The organism is Streptococcus sp. A69 (genome assembly GCF_058556195.1).
The window spans coordinates 254,396-273,601 of record NZ_JBZUJU010000001.1 but is presented as its reverse complement, the minus strand read 5'-3'; the positions used below and the strand labels follow the sequence as shown (position 1 = coordinate 273,601).

Sequence of the window (19,206 nt, the reverse complement as noted above, 5' to 3'; positions counted from 1 at the left end):
TGGAGTAAGTTCGTAGTGAATATATGATTTTATGTGCTAAAATTATATTATGAAATAATTGTAAAGGCAGGCACACCCTGTCTTTTTCTTTGAGTTTGGAGGTGATATCGTGAAAAAAGTAGAACCAATTCGTGAACCAGATGACATTGATAGAATGAAGCATTATTTGAAATCAAAGAGTGAACGAAACTATATTCTTTTTTTAGTAGGAATATACTCAGGTCTACGAGTAAGCGATATTGTTCCTCTTCAAGTAAAACATGTAGTTCAAGATAGAATTGAGATCAAAGAGAAAAAAACTGGCAAAATAAGAAAATTTGCAGTTAATCCAGAATTACGTAAGGCTTTGAATCGTTACATAAAAGAAAATCATCTTGAGAGTTACGACTATCTTTTTCCAAGTAGAAAAAAAGTTAGAGGTGACGGAGTAAGAATTAAACACATTGGTAGAGTAGCTGTGTATCAATTCTTAAATGATGCAGCTAAACATTCAGGACTTAAACACATCGGCACACACTCGATGAGAAAAACGTTTGGTTATCATCACTATAAACAAAATGGAAATATAGCTATTTTAATGCAGATACTTAATCACTCTGCACCAGACATCACATTAGATTATATTGGATATAATCAAGATGAAATTGATGAAAGTATGCTTACCTTTACGTACTAAAAAGCACGCTTATTTAACATATTGAGAAATGGTAAATTGGATAAATAAGAAACGCTAGAAACCCATTGTCACGACTGAGTTAAACCACACTCTCTTGAAAGTCACAAAATATAAGATATGTTAAATAAAAGAGGGGGTGAGTGCACTAAAAACACCCCTGTTTTGAAAGATACCGAGGGGGTATATTTGAGAATACCAATCCCCCTCCCCTAAGAAGAAAGGATCCCCTCCCTAGATGAATACCCCCCAGGATAGACCGGACCGGAGTGGTCCTCACAGAGTCGCTTTTGAAAAGAATAAAAAGATTATTCTAAAGACCAGAAATACTTGTGGGATTTGTGGATTACCAGTGGATAAGTCATTGAAGTATCCACATCCTTTGTCACCAGTTATCGATCACATTATTCCAATCAATCGAAACGGTCATCCATCAGACATCAACAACCTACAGCTAGCGCACTGGCAATGCAACAGACAGAAGTCTGATAAGTTATATGCTGACGATAGGTCAGCCAATGCTACTATTGTAGGCAATCGCAACCTGCCACAGTCAAGAGATTGGACAAAGTACAGAGCTTGAAGAAGCCAAAAAAGAAAAATTATATTATTTTTTAAAAATATCAAAAATAATAATGAATGCTTAGAATTTGAAAAAATAACAGATATGTGTGAAGTAAGTCCTAGCAGAGGATAGGGGGGCATCCCCCTCCCACTAGGCGCTCGAGGGCTTCACGCCGTCACTGTACATTTTTTCTCGCGCCAAATCATCACAATGAAAGGAGAGCGATTTGGAATTAAGAGGTATTGATTATCTTAGGAGGAAGTTGAATCTTTATCGGAGCAGAGTCAATCTGAGATACAAGCATTATGCGATGCAGCACTATGAAGCACCGACAGGAATTACAATTCCTGCACATATCAGGGCGAAGTATCAAGCTGTTCTTGGTTGGACTGCAAAGGGAGTTGATAGTCTTGCAGATCGTTTGATTTTCAGGGAATTTGCCAATGATGATTTTAATGTTATGGAAATCTTCAATCGCAACAATCCTGACATCTTTTTTGATAGTGCTATTTTAGCTGCACTGATTGGTTCGTGTAGTTTCGTCTACATTTCGAAAGGTGAAGATGATGCGGTGAGGTTGCAAGTCATTGAATCAAGTAATGCGACGGGTGTAATTGATCCAATCACTGGATTGCTTGTAGAAGGTTATGCAGTTCTGGCTCGTGATGATTACAATCGTCCAACACTTGAAGCCTACTTTGAGCCTAATGCTACTCACTTCATTCCGAAAGATGGTAGACCATACTCGGTTGTGAATGAAACTGGTATCCCTTTGTTGGTTCCGGTTATTCATCGTCCTGATGCGGTTCGTCCGTTTGGTAGGTCGCGAATTACCAGGGCTGGAATGTATTATCAGAAATATGCTAAGCGTACTTTGGAGAGAGCAGACATTACTGCGGAATTTTACTCTTGGCCACAGAAATATATTCTTGGACTTGATCCTGATGCGGAACCTATGGAGAAATGGAAAGCTACTGTATCAAGCTTGTTGACGATTTCTTCAAGCGATAAAGGTGAGAAGCCGAGCGTTGGACAGTTTACTACAGCTAGCATGTCACCGTTTACTGAGCAACTGAGAACAGCCGCTGCTGGATTTGCTGGTGAAATGGGGTTGACTTTGGATGACCTTGGTTTCGTTTCAGATAATCCATCATCTGTGGAAGCCATCAAGGCTAGCCATGAGAATCTTCGTCTTGCTGGTCGGAAGGCTCAGCGCTCACTAGGTGCTGGATTGCTAAATGTCGCTTATGTTGCAGCTTGTTTGCGTGATGAGTTTCGCTATACTAGAAGCCAATTTGTAAGAACCACAGTCAAGTGGGAGCCTTTGTTTGAAGCGGATGCGAATACGATGACCATGATTGGTGATGGTGTTGTCAAATTAAATCAGGCATTACCTGGTTACATCAACGCAGAAACCATTCGAGATCTTACTGGTATCGCTGGAGATATGTCTGCTAAACCAGTGGTAAGCGAGGGTGGTTCAAATGGAGAATGATGTTTTACCTGGTATCTTGCAAGAGGTTCAGGAGAGGTTTGAGAGAGATTTCGGTAAGAGTGAGATCGTCAGAAATGCTTTTGCTACGTTGAAGGCAAAAAAGGCCACTTACAAAACTGCAAATGAGTTTGCGATTGAAATTGGCGATATTCTCTCTAAGGCTCTAGGAACGTCCCTGAGCACCGATAAATTACCAGATGGTAAAATGTATTACAATATTGCTCAACGTTTACTGACGGACGTGCTAGGACGAAATCACGAGCTTGTGAGTGGTTATGCTAGCGATGTCCAGAAGAATTTGAACGATGAAGCAAAAATCAGTCTGAAAGTTCAAGTTCCTGAATTAAATCAGGAACGAATCGCTGGCATTGTCAATCGATTTTCGTCTGAGGAGAATTTTGAGGATGTCAGTTGGTTGCTCGGTGAACCTATTGTGAACTTCACTCAATCAATCATTGATGACAGCATTAGGAAGAATGCTGAGTTTCATCATAAAGCTGGATTGCAACCAGAGATTGTCCGAAAATCGTATTTTCATTGTTGTGAGTGGTGTCAGGAAGTTCAAGGGAATTATAAATATCCAAGAGTTCCGAAGGACGTTTATAGAAGGCATCAGCATTGTCGTTGTATTGTAGATTATGATCCTAAAAACGGGAAAGTTCAGGATATTTGGAATAAAATTTGGAGAAAAAAAGATGAAAATGTTAAAATAGAAGTAAGAAAAGACATAAATAAAGATTTGCAAATGAGTGAAGTGAGAAAGCTAGCACTTCAAAACGGAATTCTTTCAAATCCTATTAAGAAAAGTCGTAAAAAATTAACTGAGGAACAAATTATCGAAGCTGTTGGTGGTGGAGATAGGACTAGAGGGTCATGTTCGTCAGCAGCATTTGCTTATATTGGGAACAAAGGTGGCTATACTGTCCTAGATTTTAGAGGAGGAAAGAGTTGTGATTTCTTTTCTCGAGATAGTAGGATTAAAATGATTGGTAGCCTTCCAGGAGTTGAAATGCATGTTGCTAAACATACAAATGATTTTACTGCAGTAAAAGAATTGTTGGAGAAAGTAGAAAGTGGAAATGAATACTACTTGGCAACAGGGAGTCATGCAGCAATCATAAGGAAAAACGAAGGTCGTTTCGAGTACTTGGAACTTCAATCAAGAACGTTAAATGGTTTTAAGCCGTTTAACAACATTGTTCTGAAAGAGAGATTCAAAGGTCAGAAGTCTCACAGTGTAGCTGGGAGAAGATATGATGCAAATAGCTATCTTATTGATGTGAACTCATTGAAAGATAACCCTGAATTTCACAAGATATTGAGTTTTATCAATACTGCAGATTCTAAACAAATGAAGGGGGCTGAGGGTCGTGAAAGATGATTATGAAGAAGTTAATTGGTCTGAATATTGCTATAAAGAAAATGATGGTGATATAGTTTGGTGGGTTGATACAGCCTGGTTCGCTAGAGGGTTGATGTTAATCACATTCGACAAGCAAAAATTCTATAACCTTTTTGAAGATTATCCTCATAATATGAGCTCAGAAGAGATTGAAAACTTTGATAAAGAGAATCCATTTTGGGCTGATTTCTTTTCGGACCGAAAATAAGAAATTTGAAGCACTCGAAAGGGTGCTTTTATTGTGCATTAGTTTAGGAGGTGATCCGATATCTCCCAGCGATAGGGTTATCATGCGATGACGATTGAAAGGAATGTGGAATGGCGAGGAAGAAACTTGGCAATCAGAATCCTACTCAATCGGTGATTTTAAAATACGTCAAGAAAAATTCAAAAGCTAAAGAAGCGATTGAACTTTACGAACGGACGGGTCTTTCTTGCTATGCCTGGCAGAAAAATCTCTTACTGCCTATGATGGCCATTGACAAGAATGGTCTTTGGGTGCATCAGAAGTTTGGTTACTCTATTCCTCGACGAAATGGTAAATCTGAACTACTATATATTGGTGAAATTTGGGGGTTACATGAAGGATTAAATATCCTACATACTGCCCACAGGATTTCTACCTCTCATGCCTCTTTTGAAAAGGTCAAGCGATACCTTGAAAAGATGGGGTATGTGGATGGTGAGGATTTTAATTCCATTCGAGCCAAGGGGCAGGAGCGGATTGAACTTTATTCAACAGGTGGTGTTGTCCAATTCCGTACCAGAACATCAAATGGTGGTCTTGGTGAAGGGTTTGACATGCTGATCATTGACGAGGCTCAAGAGTACACGACCGAGCAAGAATCTGCTTTGAAGTACACGGTTACGGATAGTGAAAATCCTATCACAATCATGTGTGGGACACCTCCGACACCTGTTTCAAGCGGTACAGTCTTTACTAAGTACCGAGAGACTTGTCTTTTTGGGAAAGGGAAGTATTCGGGCTGGGCTGAGTGGTCGGTTTCTGACGAAAAGGAAATCGACGATGTGGAAGCCTGGTATAATTCCAATCCATCAATGGGCTACCACTTAAATGAGCGTAAGATTGAGGCAGAGCTTGGTGAGGATAAGCTGGACCATAATATCCAACGTTTGGGATTTTGGCCAACTTACAACCAGAAATCTGCTATTTCTGAAACTGAGTGGAACGAGCTCAAGGTGGATGATATTCCAGAATTGTCTGGCAAGTTGTCTGTTGGTATTAAGTACGGCCAAGATGGAACGAACGTGGCATTGAGTATTGCTGCACGGACTAAGGATGGTCGTTACTTTGTTGAGACAGTCGATTGCCAATCTGTTCGTAATGGTAATGAGTGGATGGTTGCCTTTTTGCGTGAAGCTGATGTGGCTCAGATTGTCATTGATGGCGCAAGTGGTCAAAAAATCCTGGACGAAGAGCTGAAGGACTACAGAATCAAGAATGTGATTCTTCCGACAGTGAAAGAAATCATCGTGGCCAATGCTCTTTGGGAACAAGGCATCTACCAGAAAACCATCTGTCACGCTGGCCAGCCATCGCTATCAAAAGTAGCCACTAACTGCGATAAGCGGAATATTGGTTCAAATGGTGGTTTTGGTTATCGATCGCATTTTGATGATATGGATATTTCTTTGATGGACAGCGCCTTGCTTGCGCACTGGGCTTGTGCTACGACTAAGCCTAAGAAAAAGCAGAAAATTAGTTATTAAAATAAGCGGTCAGGTGACTGCTTTTTTTGATGCCAAAAATTACCGAACTGCCGGGAAAGCAGGAGAAAGGAGACATGAGAATGTCAGATTTTAAACCAATTACTACACAAGAAGAATTTGATGCTGCTATTAAGGCCCGCTTATCTCGTGAGAAAGAGAAATACGGAGACTATGACCAGCTCAAGTCTCGTGTTGCAGAATTGGAAAAAGAAAATGTTGGCTTGAAGTCAACGATTGAAGCTAATAATCAAAGTAAGGCGGATGCTGACAAGCAACTTCAAGAAATGGAGAATCAAATCGCTGGTTATGAGACGGCTAGTCTGCGAACTCGGATTGCTTTGCAACATGGACTACCTTACGACCTTGCAGATCGTTTGCAGGGGACTGATGAAGAAAGCTTCAAAGCAGATGCGGAGCGCTTGGCTGGGTATATGAAGAAAACTCAACCAGTTTACCCGCTTGGAACAAAGGAGCCTAGCTCAATTGATGACAAAGACGCAGCATTAAAAGGAATGTTGCACAAAATGAGAGGAGAATAATTTATGGCAACACTACAAACAGGGGATATTTTCCCAGTCGAAACAGTCCAAGACATTTTTAGTAAGGTAAAGGGACATTCAACCCTTGCAAAACTTACTACTCGAGAACCTATTCCATTTTCTGGAACTGAAACATTTGTATTCAATCTAGAAGGAAATGCTGAAATCGTAGGTGAAGGCAATCCTTCGAACGCTGGAAGTGCAACTATGAAACCAAAGGTAATCAAACCTATTTTGATTACTTACCAAGCACGGGTATCTGAGGAGTTTGTAAATTGTTCGGAAGAAAAACAATTATCTTACCTCAAATCATTTATTGATGGCTTGTCTAAAAAAGTTGCACAAGCAATTGACATTGCTTCATTCCATGGACTTGAACCAAAATCAATGACAGATGCTTCTTTCAAAGCAACAAACTCATTTGATGGTTTGATCACAGGGAATGTAGTTGCTTATGAAGCAAGTAAAATTGATGAAAATATTGATGCTGCTGTTGCAACCATCACAGCAAATGATTGCGAAGTAAATGGAATCGCATTGTCTCCTGCTGCAGGAGCAGCACTTGGAAACATCAAGGTAAACGGGGTAGTCCAATATCCTGAATACCGTTTTGGCCAAAATCCAGGATCATTTTACGGAATGAAGTCAGATGTCAATAAAACATTGACAACAGTTGCAAGTTCGGCTAAAAAAGACCATGTTATCGTTGGTGATTTTGAAAATGCCGTCAAATGGGGATATGCAGATGAAATTCCTCTTGAAATCATTAAATACGGTGATCCAGACGGAGCTGGTCGCGATTTGAAACGCTACCGTGAAGTTTGCTTGCGTACGCAAGTGTATGTAGGTTGGGGAATTCTTGACGAGCAGGCATTTGCTCGTGTGGAGGCTTAATATGGAATATATTAACAAAGAAACCTTAGCAACAATTGAAACAGACAGTAAATTGGCGGGTGACTGGGTTCCTATTAGTGAATTCAAGGACGAATATCGCCTTACTGTTCCAGAAATTAAGGCGAAACTTGATGAATTGGGTGTTGAGTATGATAGCAAGGCAAATAAATCTGCTTTGCTTGATTTACTAATCGCAAATGAAGGGTGATTAAGATGGAAAACTTTGCAACAGTCGAAGATTTGAAAAAATTGTGGCGAGCGTTGAAATTCGATGAGGAAAAACGAGCCGAGGCGCTGTTGGAAGTTGTTTCTCATTCTCTTCGCGTCGAAGCTAAAAAAGTTGGCAAGAATTTAGATGTGTTAGTGGCTACTGATCCATCTTTTGCTATGGTGGTCAAGTCCGTCACCGTTGATGTGGTAGCTCGTACCCTAATGACTTCAACTGACCAGGAGCCGGTGACTCAATTTGCTGAAAGTGCCTTGGGCTACTCAGTGAGTGGTTCTTATCTAGTCCCTGGAGGTGGTCTCTTCATCAAGGACTCTGAATTGAAACGTCTAGGTCTCAAAAAACAAAGATATGGGGTGATTGATATCTATGGGACGGATTAAAGGAATTACTGTAACTTTGATTGGGAAAACCAAGAATGGTAGGGATGACTTTGGGCATCCAATCTATGTGAATACTGAAATTCAAGTAGAAAATGTTCTGGTTGTCCCAGCTTCAACAGAAGATGTCACTAATCAGCTCAATCTGACCGGAAAGAAGGCTTCTTATACGCTAGGAATCCCAAAAGGTGACCAGAACGAGTGGAAAGACCGTGAGGTTCGTTTCTTTGGGCGAAAATGGCGCACGATTGGCTTTCCGTTAGAAGGCATTGAAGCCATGATGCCTTTGGACTGGAACAAGAAAGTGATGGTTGAAGCGTATGAGTAAAGTGAAATTTGAATTGAACTCATCGGGTGTTTCTGCTCTATTACGATCTCCTGAAATGCAAGGCATTTTGGAGGAGAGGGGAAGCGAAATTGCAGAACGTGCTGGTGAAGGGTTTGAGTTAAAGTTTTCTCCTGGTCAAAAGCGAGCCAATGCCAAAATTAGTACCACGGATATCAAAAGTATGGCTCGAAATAAAAAACATAATATTTTACTGAAGGCTATGAGATGATTGAAGTAATTGTAAAAAAATTTTTGGACGGAATGTTAGATGTTCCGTCTTTTTTTGAGCATGAACAAGACATGCCTGAAAGTTATGTCATTTTAGAAAAAACTGGAAGTGGTGGAAGTGATTATGTCCATTCTGCTACTTTCGCTTTTCAAAGTTATGCGCCATCTTTGCAAAAGGCTGCTGAATTGAATGAGAAAGTCAAAAAAGCAGTTGAGAATCTCATCACGGTTAATGAGATTAGTGGTGTGCATCACAATAGTGATTATAACTTTACAGACACAGACACGAAACAATATCGCTATCAAGCGGTTTATGACATTAATTATTTTTAAAAGGAGGATTCTATGGAAGGATCAGAACAAACAGTAACAGCTAATGTTGCATCGGCAGCTAACGTTACTGCTGCAAAACCGAAAGCAAGCGGAGCTGTATTCAGCGCACCGTTAGGGACAACTTTGCCAACAAATGCAAAATCAGAGTTAGATGCTGCATTAAAAACTTTGGGATTCATTTCCGAAGATGGTTTGACAAATGAAAACTCACCAGAAAGCGAAGATGTAAAGGCTTGGGGTGGTCAGACTGTTCTATCATCTCAAACTGACAAGAAAGATACCTTCAAATACAAATTGATTGAAGGTCTCAATGTGGACGTCCTCAAGGAAACTTATGGGGCAGCTAATGTCAGTGGTGATTTGAAGACAGGAATCACTGTTAAAGCTAATTCGGATGAATTGAAAGAGCATTGTATTGTCATCGATATGTTCTTGAAAAATGGAGCACTGAAACGGATTGTCATTCCGAGAGGTAAGGTTAGTGAAATTGGGGAAATTAGTTATAAAGACGGTGAACCAATTGGCTATGATCTCACTATTACTGCTTTACCAGATGATCAAAATAATACTCATTATGAGTACATTCAGGGGGCGTGATAAATGGCTAAAAATATTAAAGGAACAACACCGTCAGGTTTTAAATTTGAAATTTCAGAGCGCCGTTTAAACAACTATGAGCTGCTTGAATTATTGGGGGAAGTCGATGAAGGAAATGGTCAAGCTTTTCCTAAAGTTCTCAAGTTGTTATTTGGTGAAGAGCAAGCCAAGGCTTTTAAGGATCATTTGCGGGAAGAGGACGGTATTGTGCCAACTGATAAGCTAGCAGAAGAATTAAAGGCTGTTTTCAATACTGTGCAAGAATTAAAAAAATCCTAGTCCTTAATCAGATGATCAAACTAGATGAAGATGCACTTATCTGTGATCTAGCTGAAACCTATCAGATATACAGTTTCCGACAGCTACCTCTCTTGCAGGTAGCTGTTTTTGCCTATGGGTTAAGAGATGATTCTCGTATCAAGCAACGCTTGTCTGGTCAAATCGTCCCCTTAGAAACAATGCTGTTAGCTGGTATGGTTGATAGACTTTCTCTTTCACTTTGGATTCAGACGAAGGATGGACAGAAAGGGAAGAATCGTCCTAAATATATCCTAGATCAATTGATACATAAAAAGAAGAAGGATGAAAGAGAGCATCTAGTGTTTGAATCTGGTGAGGACTTTGAAAAATACCGTAAAGAATTCTTAGCCAGAGTAGGAGGTGAGGACTAATGGCAACAGAACTTGCAAAAGCGTATGTGCAAATCATTCCATCTGCAAGAGGGATTGGAGGGATGATCCAGAAGGAGATGGGGGGAGAAGTCGCATCTGCTGGAACAAGTGCCGGAGAGTCTCTTGGCTCTAGCATGGTGGCAACTTTAAAAAAGGTAATTGTAGCAGCAGGGATTGGCAAAGCCTTCTCGGCAGCAATCAGTGAAGGTGCAGCGCTTCAGCAATCGCTAGGAGGTGTCGAAACTCTTTTTAAAGATTCTGCCGATAAGGTAAAGGGATATGCTAATGAAGCCTACAAGACAACAGGTCTGTCAGCCAATGCCTACATGGAAAATGTGACAGGCTTCTCAGCTAGCCTCTTGCAATCTCTTGGTGGTGACACTAACAAAGCTGCTGAAACAGCAAACATGGCCATGATTGATATGTCAGATAATGCTAATAAGATGGGGACATCAATGGAAAGCATTCAGATGGCATATCAAGGATTTGCTAAGCAAAACTATACCATGCTGGATAACTTGAAGCTTGGTTATGGTGGTACAAAGCAAGAAATGCAACGGCTCTTAGCTGATGCAGAGAAACTGACGGGTGTTAAGTACGACATTAACAATCTTTCGGATGTTTATAATGCCATCCATGCTATCCAAGAAAATCTCGACATCACTGGTACAACTGCCAAAGAGGCAGCATCTACTTTTAGTGGTTCTTTTGAATCCATGAAAGCAGCTGCTCAGAATGTGCTAGGTAAGATAGCAATTGGTGAAAATGTAACACCAGCCTTGCAGTCATTATTAGAAACAACGAAAACATTTTTATTCGGAAATTTCTTACCCATGATAGGGAACATCTTATCAGGGCTAGGTGTTGTTTTAACACACGGACTCAGTGATATTGCTTCTCAACTTTTCGGAGATGCTTTTGGGAGTGCTGTTTTTGATCAACTTGCACATGTGACAGGAATTTTCGAAACCTTCTTTGATATGATCTTTGGGTCAATGGATAAAGAGGCGAATTTTGAGATATTAGATGCACTTGGTTTTAGTGAGGATGCAGCGAATCAAATTATCAATATTGCAGACAATATCCGAGTCACTTTTGAGAACATTGGTTCTGCAATCGGTGATGTATTGGGTATTATCGGTGATTTTGTTGGTGATCTTTTAGGAATCAAAGATGGAGAGCAGGGAGTAAACCTGCTCGGTTTTGCATTTGAAACATTAACGGGATTTTTGAGAGAAGCTTCAGGGATCATTAAGGAAATTACGAGTTTTTTCAAAGAAAATCAGTTAGCAGCAGATTTACTCAAAACTGCGGTAGTAGCTCTAGGGATTGGATTTCCCGTTGCTAAAATTGCTACATTCGTTCAAAGTTTAGGTGGGCTACCAGGAATATTTACGATTGTTCAGACGGCTATTTCAGGATTTGCTACAACAGCGATGGCTGCTATTTCGTCAATTCCTCTTGTGGGGTGGATTGCAGCAGCAGTTGCAGCATTAGCTTGGTTCTTTACGCAAACAGAGACTGGAAAGGCAATTCTTCAAGATTTTATGTCTTGGCTCTCTGAGACATGGTCAGCGATTGCTCCAATTTTAACTGAAGTATGGAATGGTATGGTTGAAGCGGCTACTACTGCATGGAATGCAATGGTTGAGTTTGTTTCGCCTATTATCCAATCTGTTGTTGACTTTATCAAATCTGTCTGGGATGGAATTTCCCAGTGGTGGTCTGAAAATCAAGGGTTGATTCAGCAGACATTTGAAACTGTCTGGAATGCTATTCAAATGGTCATTCAGACCGTTATGCCGATTATTCAATCTATTATTGAAACCGCAATGAATATTCTTGCTCCTTTTATTGAGACAACATGGAACAATATTTGCACGGTTGTTACGACTGTCTGGGAATTGATTAAGATTGCTATTCAGACAGCTATGGACGTTATTGGTGGAATCATTACGGCTGTTTTGGCAGTTATCAATGGGGATTGGGAAACTGCATGGAACGCTATAAAGAGCGTTGGGGAATCAATCTGGAATGGATTGTCCTCTGCAGGGCAAGCTATCTTTGATGGATTTTCTCAGATATTGTCTAATATCTGGGAAACTATTAAAAGTGTAGCAAGTTCTGCGTGGGAAACTTTAAAAGCTAGCGTTCTAAGCATTATTAATGGTCTTGTATCCGGAGCACAGAATGCATGGAACAGCATGTCTAATGCGGTATCTAGTCTTGTAAGTAATGTAACTGGATTCTTCAATCAATTGTGGAATATCGACCTATTCGCAGCTGGTCAAGCAATTTTACAAGGTTTCTTGAATGGTTTGCAGTCTATGTGGTCTTCTGTCACTGACTTCGTTGGTGGTATTGCTAGCTGGATTGCAGAACACAAAGGTCCTATCGAATATGACCGGAAATTGTTGATCCCTGCAGGTAATGCAATCATGAAGGGGTTAGACCAAGGATTGCAAGACCAATTTAAGGATGTTAAACAAACGGTCGGAGGCATGGCTGATGAAATTTCAAATGTATTTTCAGGAGACGGTCTTGATCTGAATTCCTCTGCCTCAGTTACAAAAAGTCTTGAGGCACAGTTGGCTATGCCGTCAGCTCAATTTGAAGCACATGAGAGTAAAACAGTGTCTGAGATAGCGATTCTGAGAGCAAGTATGGAGAAGATTCTTACTGCTATCCTTGAAAAATCGTCAGATGTCTACCTAGATAATGATATTATCTCGCTCAAAACATACGAACAACACGGTGCTATTTATGCGAGAGGGGGAATTTAATGGATTATATGATCATCAACGGTTTTAATACATCAAGCCTTCCTGGTTGTGTTGTGACAGATTTTGGGAAGGTGGAGGCTGCTAAGCCGAAAGGAGAGAAGGCTGACCTTTATGGAGTCAATGGCAGTTATCGTGTATTAGACGGTTCTTTCGACAGTTACGAACGAACCTTCATTCTTCATGTTAAAAAAATGGTTGAGATTTCAAGTATTCTTGATAAATTTCAATCGAACGATAATGTTTTGGAGTTTAGCTATCAGCTTGGCTCATTGTTTTATGCTAACTTTGTGACTGCTAGTTTTGAACCTTTTGGGAATCATGCTTGGAAGTTAGAAATCAAGTTAGACATGCAACCCTTCCGTTATCAAAAAGCTGTAGAACCTGTGGTTCTGACTGCATCTGGTACAATCAATAATCTTGGGACGATTTATTCGGAACCAATCATCGAGATCGAGGGGGATGGTGATATCTCCCTTACAATTGGTCGAAAAACTATGTATCTTGCGATTAAGACAAAGGCTACAATCGATTGTAGGCAAGGTAAGCAGAATATCTACAACGCTACTGGTGCGGTTCAGAACACACTTCGCAAACGTGGAGGGTTCTTGGAAATACCGACTGGTAAGGTCGGAATCTCGTTTACCGGAAATGTCCGTAAAATTACTATTCGACCGAATTGGAGGTATAAGATTTGATTTATTTAACAAATGGAAATATGCCTCTGAACGCTGCCTATGCTGATGAAATTGTTCAAGAGAATAATAGCACTTATCAATTGTCCTTCCGATTTCCGACCTCGGATTCCTTATGGGAGCAGTTGAAGGAGGAGGCGTTCCTAACGGCTGATGACCTTCACGGTGAACAGGATTTTGTCATTTTCGAGGTAGAGAAGAAGCATGGCTATATTCAAGTCTATGCGAATCAAGTATTTACCCTCTTGAATAACTATGTGGTCAGTTCGCTTACTCTTGATCGAGCGACTGGCTCAACTGCTCTCAGTCGTTTTGCTGGCGCGATCACTCGTGACAATCCGTTCTCATTCTTCTCTGATATTGAAGATAGGCACACCTTCAATGTTGGCTCCAAGAATGCTATGGAGGCATTTGCGAAAGATAAGCACTCGATTATCGGCCAATGGGGTGGCGACCTTGTTCGCCATGGCTATCAGGTTCGACTTTTGAAAAATGGCGGTTCAGAAAGTGAATCGCTTTTTATGTACAAAAAGAACCTGTCTAGCTATCAGCACAAGACCTCTACTAAATCTCTGAAAACTCGAATTACTTTCATCGCGACAGTCAAGGGAGAGGGAGAGAAAACACCTGATCGTACGTTCACAGTTACCATTGATAGTCCACTCATTAACAAATACAGTCAAATCTACGAAGATGTGATTGAGGTTACTGACCAGGACGTGAAGGATGAAGCGAGTCTACGCAAGTATGGTGAGCAGTATTATCGAACATCGCTTTGCGACATGATGGAAGATAGCCTTGAGATTGAGGTTGTCGGTCAGAGTGATGTGCCTGTTCAGATGTTCGATGTCGTGAGTATCTTCCACGAGCAATACAATCTTGATGTGCGCAAGAAGATTACTAAGTACACCTACTCACCAATGGGCAAGAAATTGAAAACAATTGGTTTTGGTCAGTTTAAGTCAGGTCTTGCGAATGCGATTGGTAACGCAGTGAGTGATGCCGTTAAAGATGAAACTCAGAAACTTCAAGGGAAGTTCGAAACTCAACTAGCAAGAGAAATCAAGAATGCGGACCTTGCATTTGATAGGCAGAAAGAAGAGTTAGTCAATCAATTCACAGACGGTCTCAACGCTGCCAAAGCCAGAGCCGAAGAAGTCAAGCAAGAACTCTCTGACACGATCGACCAGCGGTTTAGCAGTTTCGACAATGGGCCATTACAAGAAGCTAAGCGAAGGGCTGAAGAAGCCTTGCAAAACGCTGGCGCAAGTAGCTTACTTGCCCAGGAAGCTAAGCGAATTAGTGAGCAGGCAACCGCTGATATAAGCAAATTAAAAACCGATGTTGCTGATGGATATATCAACAGGAATGCTTATCAACAAGGCCTTCGTGGGATTATGCGAAAAATTGAGGTAGGAAAGTTATCAACTGAAGGCCAAATTGATATTAAAATAGCTAATTACAAGCAGACTGTAGATGGTCAATTCACAAGTTTATCTTCTCAGATTGCAGGTAAGGCTAATCAGACGGACTTCCAGCGAGTTCAGGAGACCAGTAGACTCTACGAGCGTATTATTGGCAGTAGCGAGTCTGACATTGCTGAGAAGGTCGCACGTATGACCCTGACTAATCAGTTATTTCAGGTCGAAGTCGGCAAATATTCAAGCGTCGGCGGTCCGAACATGCTACGAAATTCGAGAGCGGATGATGGTCTGAAATATTGGACTGAGGATAATGGTCGTTTGGGCTTTACGTCGCACGGCTACTATTTCAACGGCCAGAAGCGCATGTTTGAACTGCGACCAGGAGCCGTCGTTAAAAGCCCACGGTTCATTGTCAAGCGAAATACTGATTATACGTTGAATATTTTAGGGTTCGACAACAACTCAAAATATTTCAGGGTTTATATTAGTAAGCGCGTAAAAGGCTCTGATAGTGATTATCAACAGAGGATACTTATATTCAATGGTCAGCCTAAATGGATTAATGGACCTGTTTTTGATGCTTCGAAAGCGGTCAAGAAATCCATTACATTCAACGTCGGTGAATTCGATGAATGTTATCTGCAATTCGAATACGACAAAAACAATCCCAACAAATGGGGCGGTCTATTCATGACCGAGCTTGATCTTTACGAAGGCACAACCGATCGCAAATGGCAACCAGCGCCAGAAGATGCGACCTTAGAGACAGACAAGACGCTTGAAGCAACGCAGACCAAAATGACTCAGCTAGCTGGCTCATGGGCTGTTCAAAATCTTACAAGCGCTGGAGCTATCGCTTCACAAATCAACGCAACGAATAATGATGCTTTGATTGAAGCCGAGAAAATTAGGCTCAAGGGCAAGACCTTACTTGACGAATTAACAGCCATTGATGGCTACTTCAAGCGATTGTTTGTGGGTGAAGGTAATTTTGCTAAGCTGAACGCTGAAATTATCGGAGCGAATACTATCACAGCAGACAAGCTAATGATGGACCAGGCCATGGCCAGACGATTTGTCTCAAGCGACATCTTCACAGATACGCTTGCGGCTAAGGAAGCCTTCATCAATAAATTAAGGTCGGTAGTAGTATCTGCGACTTTGCTTGAGGGTTACAAAGGGGTAATTGGGGGATTCCAGCTTGGAACACATGAAAAAGACCCGACCGTATATTGGTTGACGGGTAGAGATCAATTCTCTGTTGGTATGAGTAATGGTTATGGTAAATGGTCTCAAACAGCATTATGGGTGAATTGGGGAAATGATTGGAACGCTCCTGGGAATTACGCTTGGTTTGTTAAGCGTTCAGGGGAAATGTACTGTTATAATCGAGCGTATTTTTGGAATACACCTGTCATCTATGGGGATCTCCGCGTCACTGGCAACATTTACTACCATAATGAGAATTCAGGGAAATCTGGTTACTGGATTCACTCTTCTAAGTACTCAAATTTTGAGCCTTCGAATAACTATCTTTACCTCTATTACAGCGGTTCAGGATACGACTGGATACCGATGAATAAAGAAATCTCAGACCGTCGATACAAGCATAATATCGAAGTTAGTACAGTCTCAGGTCTCGATGTAGTCGAAAATCTAAAGACATACAGTTATCGCAAGGAATACGATGGCAAAATCGAAGATATCGCTTGTGGTATCATGGCGCAAGATGTCCAGAAATATGCTCCTGAAGCATTTTTTGAAAATCCTGACGGTGCATATTCGTATCGAACCTTTGAACTTGTGCCTTATCTTATCAAGGCCATTCAAGAACTCAATCAAAAAATACAGAAATTGGAGAAAACAGCATGAACGAACAAGACAAACAAATCAGCAGTCTAGCGATTAAGTCGCTTAGCGAGAAAATCAGCAAAGAGGCTACTCAATCAGCTACGCTCGAAGCCATCTATACAGTAACCGCGATGGAGCTTGAGCAGATGAAGCAGATCATCGAATCTGACGAAGAACTCAAAGCGAAATTTGAAGAAGTGAAAGGAAAAATGACAAATGGCAATTAACGGTTATGAACTAGCAAGCAAGCCTTATACACGAGGCTTTGGTGATAATATCAAGACCGTGGTTGAAATTCGTCTGTCAGAAGGCAGTCGCTACAGTACGAACATGCGTGAGTTGGCAGGAGACCGCACGACTGAGCAAGAGGATGTCTTAATTCAAGCGGTGCTTGATATTATCAAGACTGAATTAGATCCAGGCTCTGCAATTGTGAAGGCACAAGCTGAGATTGAGCAAGCTGTTCAGACTCTTGCGAAAACAAAGACAGACTTGACTGCTAACAAAGAGAATCTTGATAGTGTATCAGCAATCAGTGAGGTCTTGATTGCTCTGGCAATTTCTCAAAACGGCGGTATGCCTACCAATGCTTATGCCAAGGTGTCAGCATTCATCAAGCCTCTTGTAAAAGACCGTCGTTATTCAAACGGTGACATCGTATCCATGCCTTATCCTTACGACACAAATCCAAAATGGCCACAAGGTACACAAACTATCCTGAAATTTCAGATGGAGCCTAATGAAGGTTACACTTGGAAAGATCAGCCTCTTGCTGAAATGCTACAGAAGGGCATTTTGACCATCGTAATGCCACGAATTGAGTAGAAGAGGGAGGTTATATGCCAGATTATGAACGATTTCTCGTACAGATCTTTATCACCCTCATTCCTGTGATTGGTCTTTATTTTTCGATGAAAGATAAAGCAACCAAGCAGGAGAATCGTCTTACGATTTTAGAGAAAGATATCGAAAATCTGAACGAATTCAAGACATCAGCCAACAAACGGCTCGATAACCACGATGAACAAAATAAGGCTATCTTAGTACTAGCTGAGCAAGTAAAATCGCTCGGTGAGGATGTAAGAGAGCTTAAAAGCTTGATTCAAAACAAACAACAATAAAAAGGAGAAATAAAATGATTAACTGGAAATTGCGCTTGAAAAACAAAACAACACTCATTGCTTTATTGGGAGCAATCTTTCTCATGGCCCAACAATTCGGGCTTGAAATTCCAAAGAATATTCAGGATGGTGTGAACACATTCGTTTACATTCTTGTTTTGATTGGCGTTGTAAATGACCCAACAACTGCAGGAATTTCTGATAGCAAAAGAGCGCTCGAATACTACGAGCCAAGCGAGGACTAGGAGAAAACAATGAAGAAAAATGACTTATTCATCGACGTATCCAGTCATAATGGATACGATATTACAGGGATTTTAGAGCAAATGGGTACACAGAATACCATTATCAAAGTTTCTGAAAGTACAAATTATCTAAATCCTTGCCTGTCCGCTCAAATTGAACAATCAACCCCTGTTGGATTTTATCACTTCGCATGGTTTGGAGGTGACATCGAAGAAGCCGAACGAGAGGCACGCTACTTCCTTGATAATGTACCTAAACAAGTGCCTTACTTGGTACTTGATTATGAAGACCATGCAAGCGGAGACGTACAAGCAAACACTGATGCCTGTATCCGATTCATGCAAATTCTTGCTGATGCTGGTTATACACCTATCTATTATAGCTATAAGCCTTTTACGCTCAACAATGTGGACTACCAGCAAATTCTTGCGCAATTCCCTAATAGCTTATGGATTGCCGGCTATGGGCTAAATGATGGAAATGCTGATTTTGAATACTTCCCATCCATGGACGGGATTCGCTGGTGGCAATACTCTTCAAATCCGTACGACAAGAACATTGTTTTACTAGACGATGAAGAAGTTAAACCCAAATGGAAAAAGAATGATACCGGATGGTGGTATGAATATCCTGACGGCTCTTATCCAAAAGACGAATGGGAAAAGATTGATGGCATCTGGTACTACTTCGACGAGAGAGGTTATTCAATAGCTTCTCGCTGGTTGAAGGATGATAGTAAATGGTATTATCTAAAAGAAAACGGCGCAATGGCCGTTGGTTGGGTGCTTGTGAATGGTAAATGGTACTATCTTGATGCTTCAGGAGCAATGGTCACTGGCTGGGTTCAATACAAGGACAAACTATACCATCTCAAAGAAGAGAATGGAGCAATGTCTTCAGAAGAACTTGTTAAAGTTGAAGGTGGCTGGTACTACGTCAATGAAGATGGCAGCCGCTCAGACAAACCAGCGCTTGATGTATTACCTGATGGACTAATTGTTACTACAAAATAATTTTTTTAAAATAG

At 40.9% G+C, this 19,206-nt stretch carries 24 protein-coding genes; all 24 read left to right on the top strand.

The annotated features are described in order from the left end of the window. Positions 1-109 precede the first annotated feature (109 nt). The 24 genes from AC4ME5_RS01390 (at position 110) to AC4ME5_RS01275 (ending at position 19,192) form a co-directional block, all read left to right on the top strand. Positions 110-676: a site-specific integrase gene (locus AC4ME5_RS01390; RefSeq protein WP_000754955.1), complete on the top strand. Its 567-nt coding sequence runs from the start codon at positions 110-112 to the stop codon at positions 674-676. Positions 677-911: 235 nt separating this feature from the next. After that, complete coding sequence (locus AC4ME5_RS01385; protein ID WP_491799474.1) at positions 912-1,256, top strand: HNH endonuclease; 345 nt, start codon at positions 912-914, stop codon at positions 1,254-1,256. Between the two features lie 208 nt (positions 1,257-1,464). Beyond that, positions 1,465-2,733 carry a hypothetical protein gene (locus tag AC4ME5_RS01380; protein WP_491799473.1) on the top strand — a complete coding sequence of 423 codons (1,269 nt, stop codon included), beginning with the start codon at positions 1,465-1,467 and terminating at the stop codon, positions 2,731-2,733. Continuing rightward, positions 2,723-4,114 carry a hypothetical protein gene (locus tag AC4ME5_RS01375; protein ID WP_491799472.1) on the top strand — a complete coding sequence of 464 codons (1,392 nt, stop codon included), beginning with the start codon at positions 2,723-2,725 and terminating at the stop codon, positions 4,112-4,114. The genes AC4ME5_RS01380 and AC4ME5_RS01375 overlap by 11 nt, the downstream gene beginning before the upstream one ends. Next, entirely contained in the window at positions 4,104-4,343 is a 240-nt protein-coding gene (locus AC4ME5_RS01370) for a DUF7675 family protein (protein WP_491799471.1), read from the top strand. The genes AC4ME5_RS01375 and AC4ME5_RS01370 overlap by 11 nt, the downstream gene beginning before the upstream one ends. A gap of 110 nt (positions 4,344-4,453) precedes the next feature. Continuing rightward, positions 4,454-5,866 (top strand): terminase, encoded by a 1,413-nt coding sequence (locus AC4ME5_RS01365; protein ID WP_491799469.1) that lies wholly within the window; start codon positions 4,454-4,456, stop codon positions 5,864-5,866. An 80-nt stretch (positions 5,867-5,946) separates the two neighbouring features. Beyond that, complete coding sequence (locus AC4ME5_RS01360) at positions 5,947-6,405, top strand: capsid assembly scaffolding protein Gp46 family protein (protein WP_491799467.1); 459 nt, start codon at positions 5,947-5,949, stop codon at positions 6,403-6,405. A 3-nt stretch (positions 6,406-6,408) separates the two neighbouring features. Beyond that, positions 6,409-7,299, top strand: a complete 891-nt coding sequence (locus AC4ME5_RS01355; protein ID WP_491799465.1) for a phage major capsid family protein — start codon at positions 6,409-6,411, stop codon at positions 7,297-7,299. A gap of 1 nt (position 7,300) precedes the next feature. After that, positions 7,301-7,507 carry a HeH/LEM domain-containing protein gene (locus tag AC4ME5_RS01350; RefSeq protein WP_061418872.1) on the top strand — a complete coding sequence of 69 codons (207 nt, stop codon included), beginning with the start codon at positions 7,301-7,303 and terminating at the stop codon, positions 7,505-7,507. A gap of 5 nt (positions 7,508-7,512) precedes the next feature. After that, a complete protein-coding gene (locus AC4ME5_RS01345) occupies positions 7,513-7,908 on the top strand; it encodes a phage Gp19/Gp15/Gp42 family protein (protein ID WP_491799463.1) in 396 nt (131 codons plus the stop codon). Then, a complete protein-coding gene (locus tag AC4ME5_RS01340; RefSeq protein WP_491799461.1) occupies positions 7,895-8,233 on the top strand; it encodes a hypothetical protein in 339 nt (112 codons plus the stop codon). Before AC4ME5_RS01345 ends, AC4ME5_RS01340 begins: the two co-directional genes overlap by 14 nt. Then, positions 8,226-8,462, top strand: a complete 237-nt coding sequence (locus AC4ME5_RS01335) for a hypothetical protein (protein WP_491799459.1) — start codon at positions 8,226-8,228, stop codon at positions 8,460-8,462. Before AC4ME5_RS01340 ends, AC4ME5_RS01335 begins: the two co-directional genes overlap by 8 nt. Then, complete coding sequence (locus AC4ME5_RS01330; protein ID WP_491799457.1) at positions 8,459-8,794, top strand: hypothetical protein; 336 nt, start codon at positions 8,459-8,461, stop codon at positions 8,792-8,794. The genes AC4ME5_RS01335 and AC4ME5_RS01330 overlap by 4 nt, the downstream gene beginning before the upstream one ends. 12 nt (positions 8,795-8,806) lie before the next feature. Then, positions 8,807-9,391: a phage tail tube protein gene (locus AC4ME5_RS01325; protein WP_491799455.1), complete on the top strand. Its 585-nt coding sequence runs from the start codon at positions 8,807-8,809 to the stop codon at positions 9,389-9,391. Between the two features lie 3 nt (positions 9,392-9,394). Continuing rightward, the gene (locus AC4ME5_RS01320) at positions 9,395-9,670 is read left to right on the top strand and encodes a hypothetical protein (RefSeq protein ID WP_491799453.1); all 276 of its coding nucleotides are present in this window, start codon (positions 9,395-9,397) and stop codon (positions 9,668-9,670) included. A gap of 11 nt (positions 9,671-9,681) precedes the next feature. Beyond that, positions 9,682-10,062, top strand: a complete 381-nt coding sequence (locus tag AC4ME5_RS01315) for a DUF5361 domain-containing protein (protein ID WP_491799451.1) — start codon at positions 9,682-9,684, stop codon at positions 10,060-10,062. Continuing rightward, on the top strand, positions 10,062-12,845 hold the full coding sequence (locus AC4ME5_RS01310; RefSeq protein WP_491799449.1) for a phage tail protein: 2,784 nt from the start codon (positions 10,062-10,064) through the stop codon (positions 12,843-12,845). The genes AC4ME5_RS01315 and AC4ME5_RS01310 overlap by 1 nt, the downstream gene beginning before the upstream one ends. Next, positions 12,845-13,540, top strand: coding sequence for a phage tail protein (locus tag AC4ME5_RS01305; RefSeq protein WP_491799447.1), 696 nt, complete (start codon positions 12,845-12,847; stop codon positions 13,538-13,540). Before AC4ME5_RS01310 ends, AC4ME5_RS01305 begins: the two co-directional genes overlap by 1 nt. Further along, positions 13,537-16,833, top strand: a complete 3,297-nt coding sequence (locus AC4ME5_RS01300) for a phage tail spike protein (protein ID WP_491799445.1) — start codon at positions 13,537-13,539, stop codon at positions 16,831-16,833. Before AC4ME5_RS01305 ends, AC4ME5_RS01300 begins: the two co-directional genes overlap by 4 nt. Beyond that, positions 16,830-17,039: a hypothetical protein gene (locus AC4ME5_RS01295; protein ID WP_491799444.1), complete on the top strand. Its 210-nt coding sequence runs from the start codon at positions 16,830-16,832 to the stop codon at positions 17,037-17,039. Before AC4ME5_RS01300 ends, AC4ME5_RS01295 begins: the two co-directional genes overlap by 4 nt. Further along, positions 17,029-17,637 (top strand): hypothetical protein, encoded by a 609-nt coding sequence (locus AC4ME5_RS01290; RefSeq protein ID WP_491799443.1) that lies wholly within the window; start codon positions 17,029-17,031, stop codon positions 17,635-17,637. The genes AC4ME5_RS01295 and AC4ME5_RS01290 overlap by 11 nt, the downstream gene beginning before the upstream one ends. Positions 17,638-17,651: 14 nt before the next feature. Next, the gene (locus tag AC4ME5_RS01285) at positions 17,652-17,933 is read left to right on the top strand and encodes a DUF7365 family protein (protein WP_491799442.1); all 282 of its coding nucleotides are present in this window, start codon (positions 17,652-17,654) and stop codon (positions 17,931-17,933) included. 14 nt (positions 17,934-17,947) lie between these two features. Then, entirely contained in the window at positions 17,948-18,178 is a 231-nt protein-coding gene (locus AC4ME5_RS01280; protein ID WP_491799440.1) for a phage holin, read from the top strand. Between the two features lie 9 nt (positions 18,179-18,187). Then, on the top strand, positions 18,188-19,192 hold the full coding sequence (locus AC4ME5_RS01275; protein WP_491799438.1) for a GH25 family lysozyme: 1,005 nt from the start codon (positions 18,188-18,190) through the stop codon (positions 19,190-19,192). Positions 19,193-19,206 lie beyond the last annotated feature (14 nt).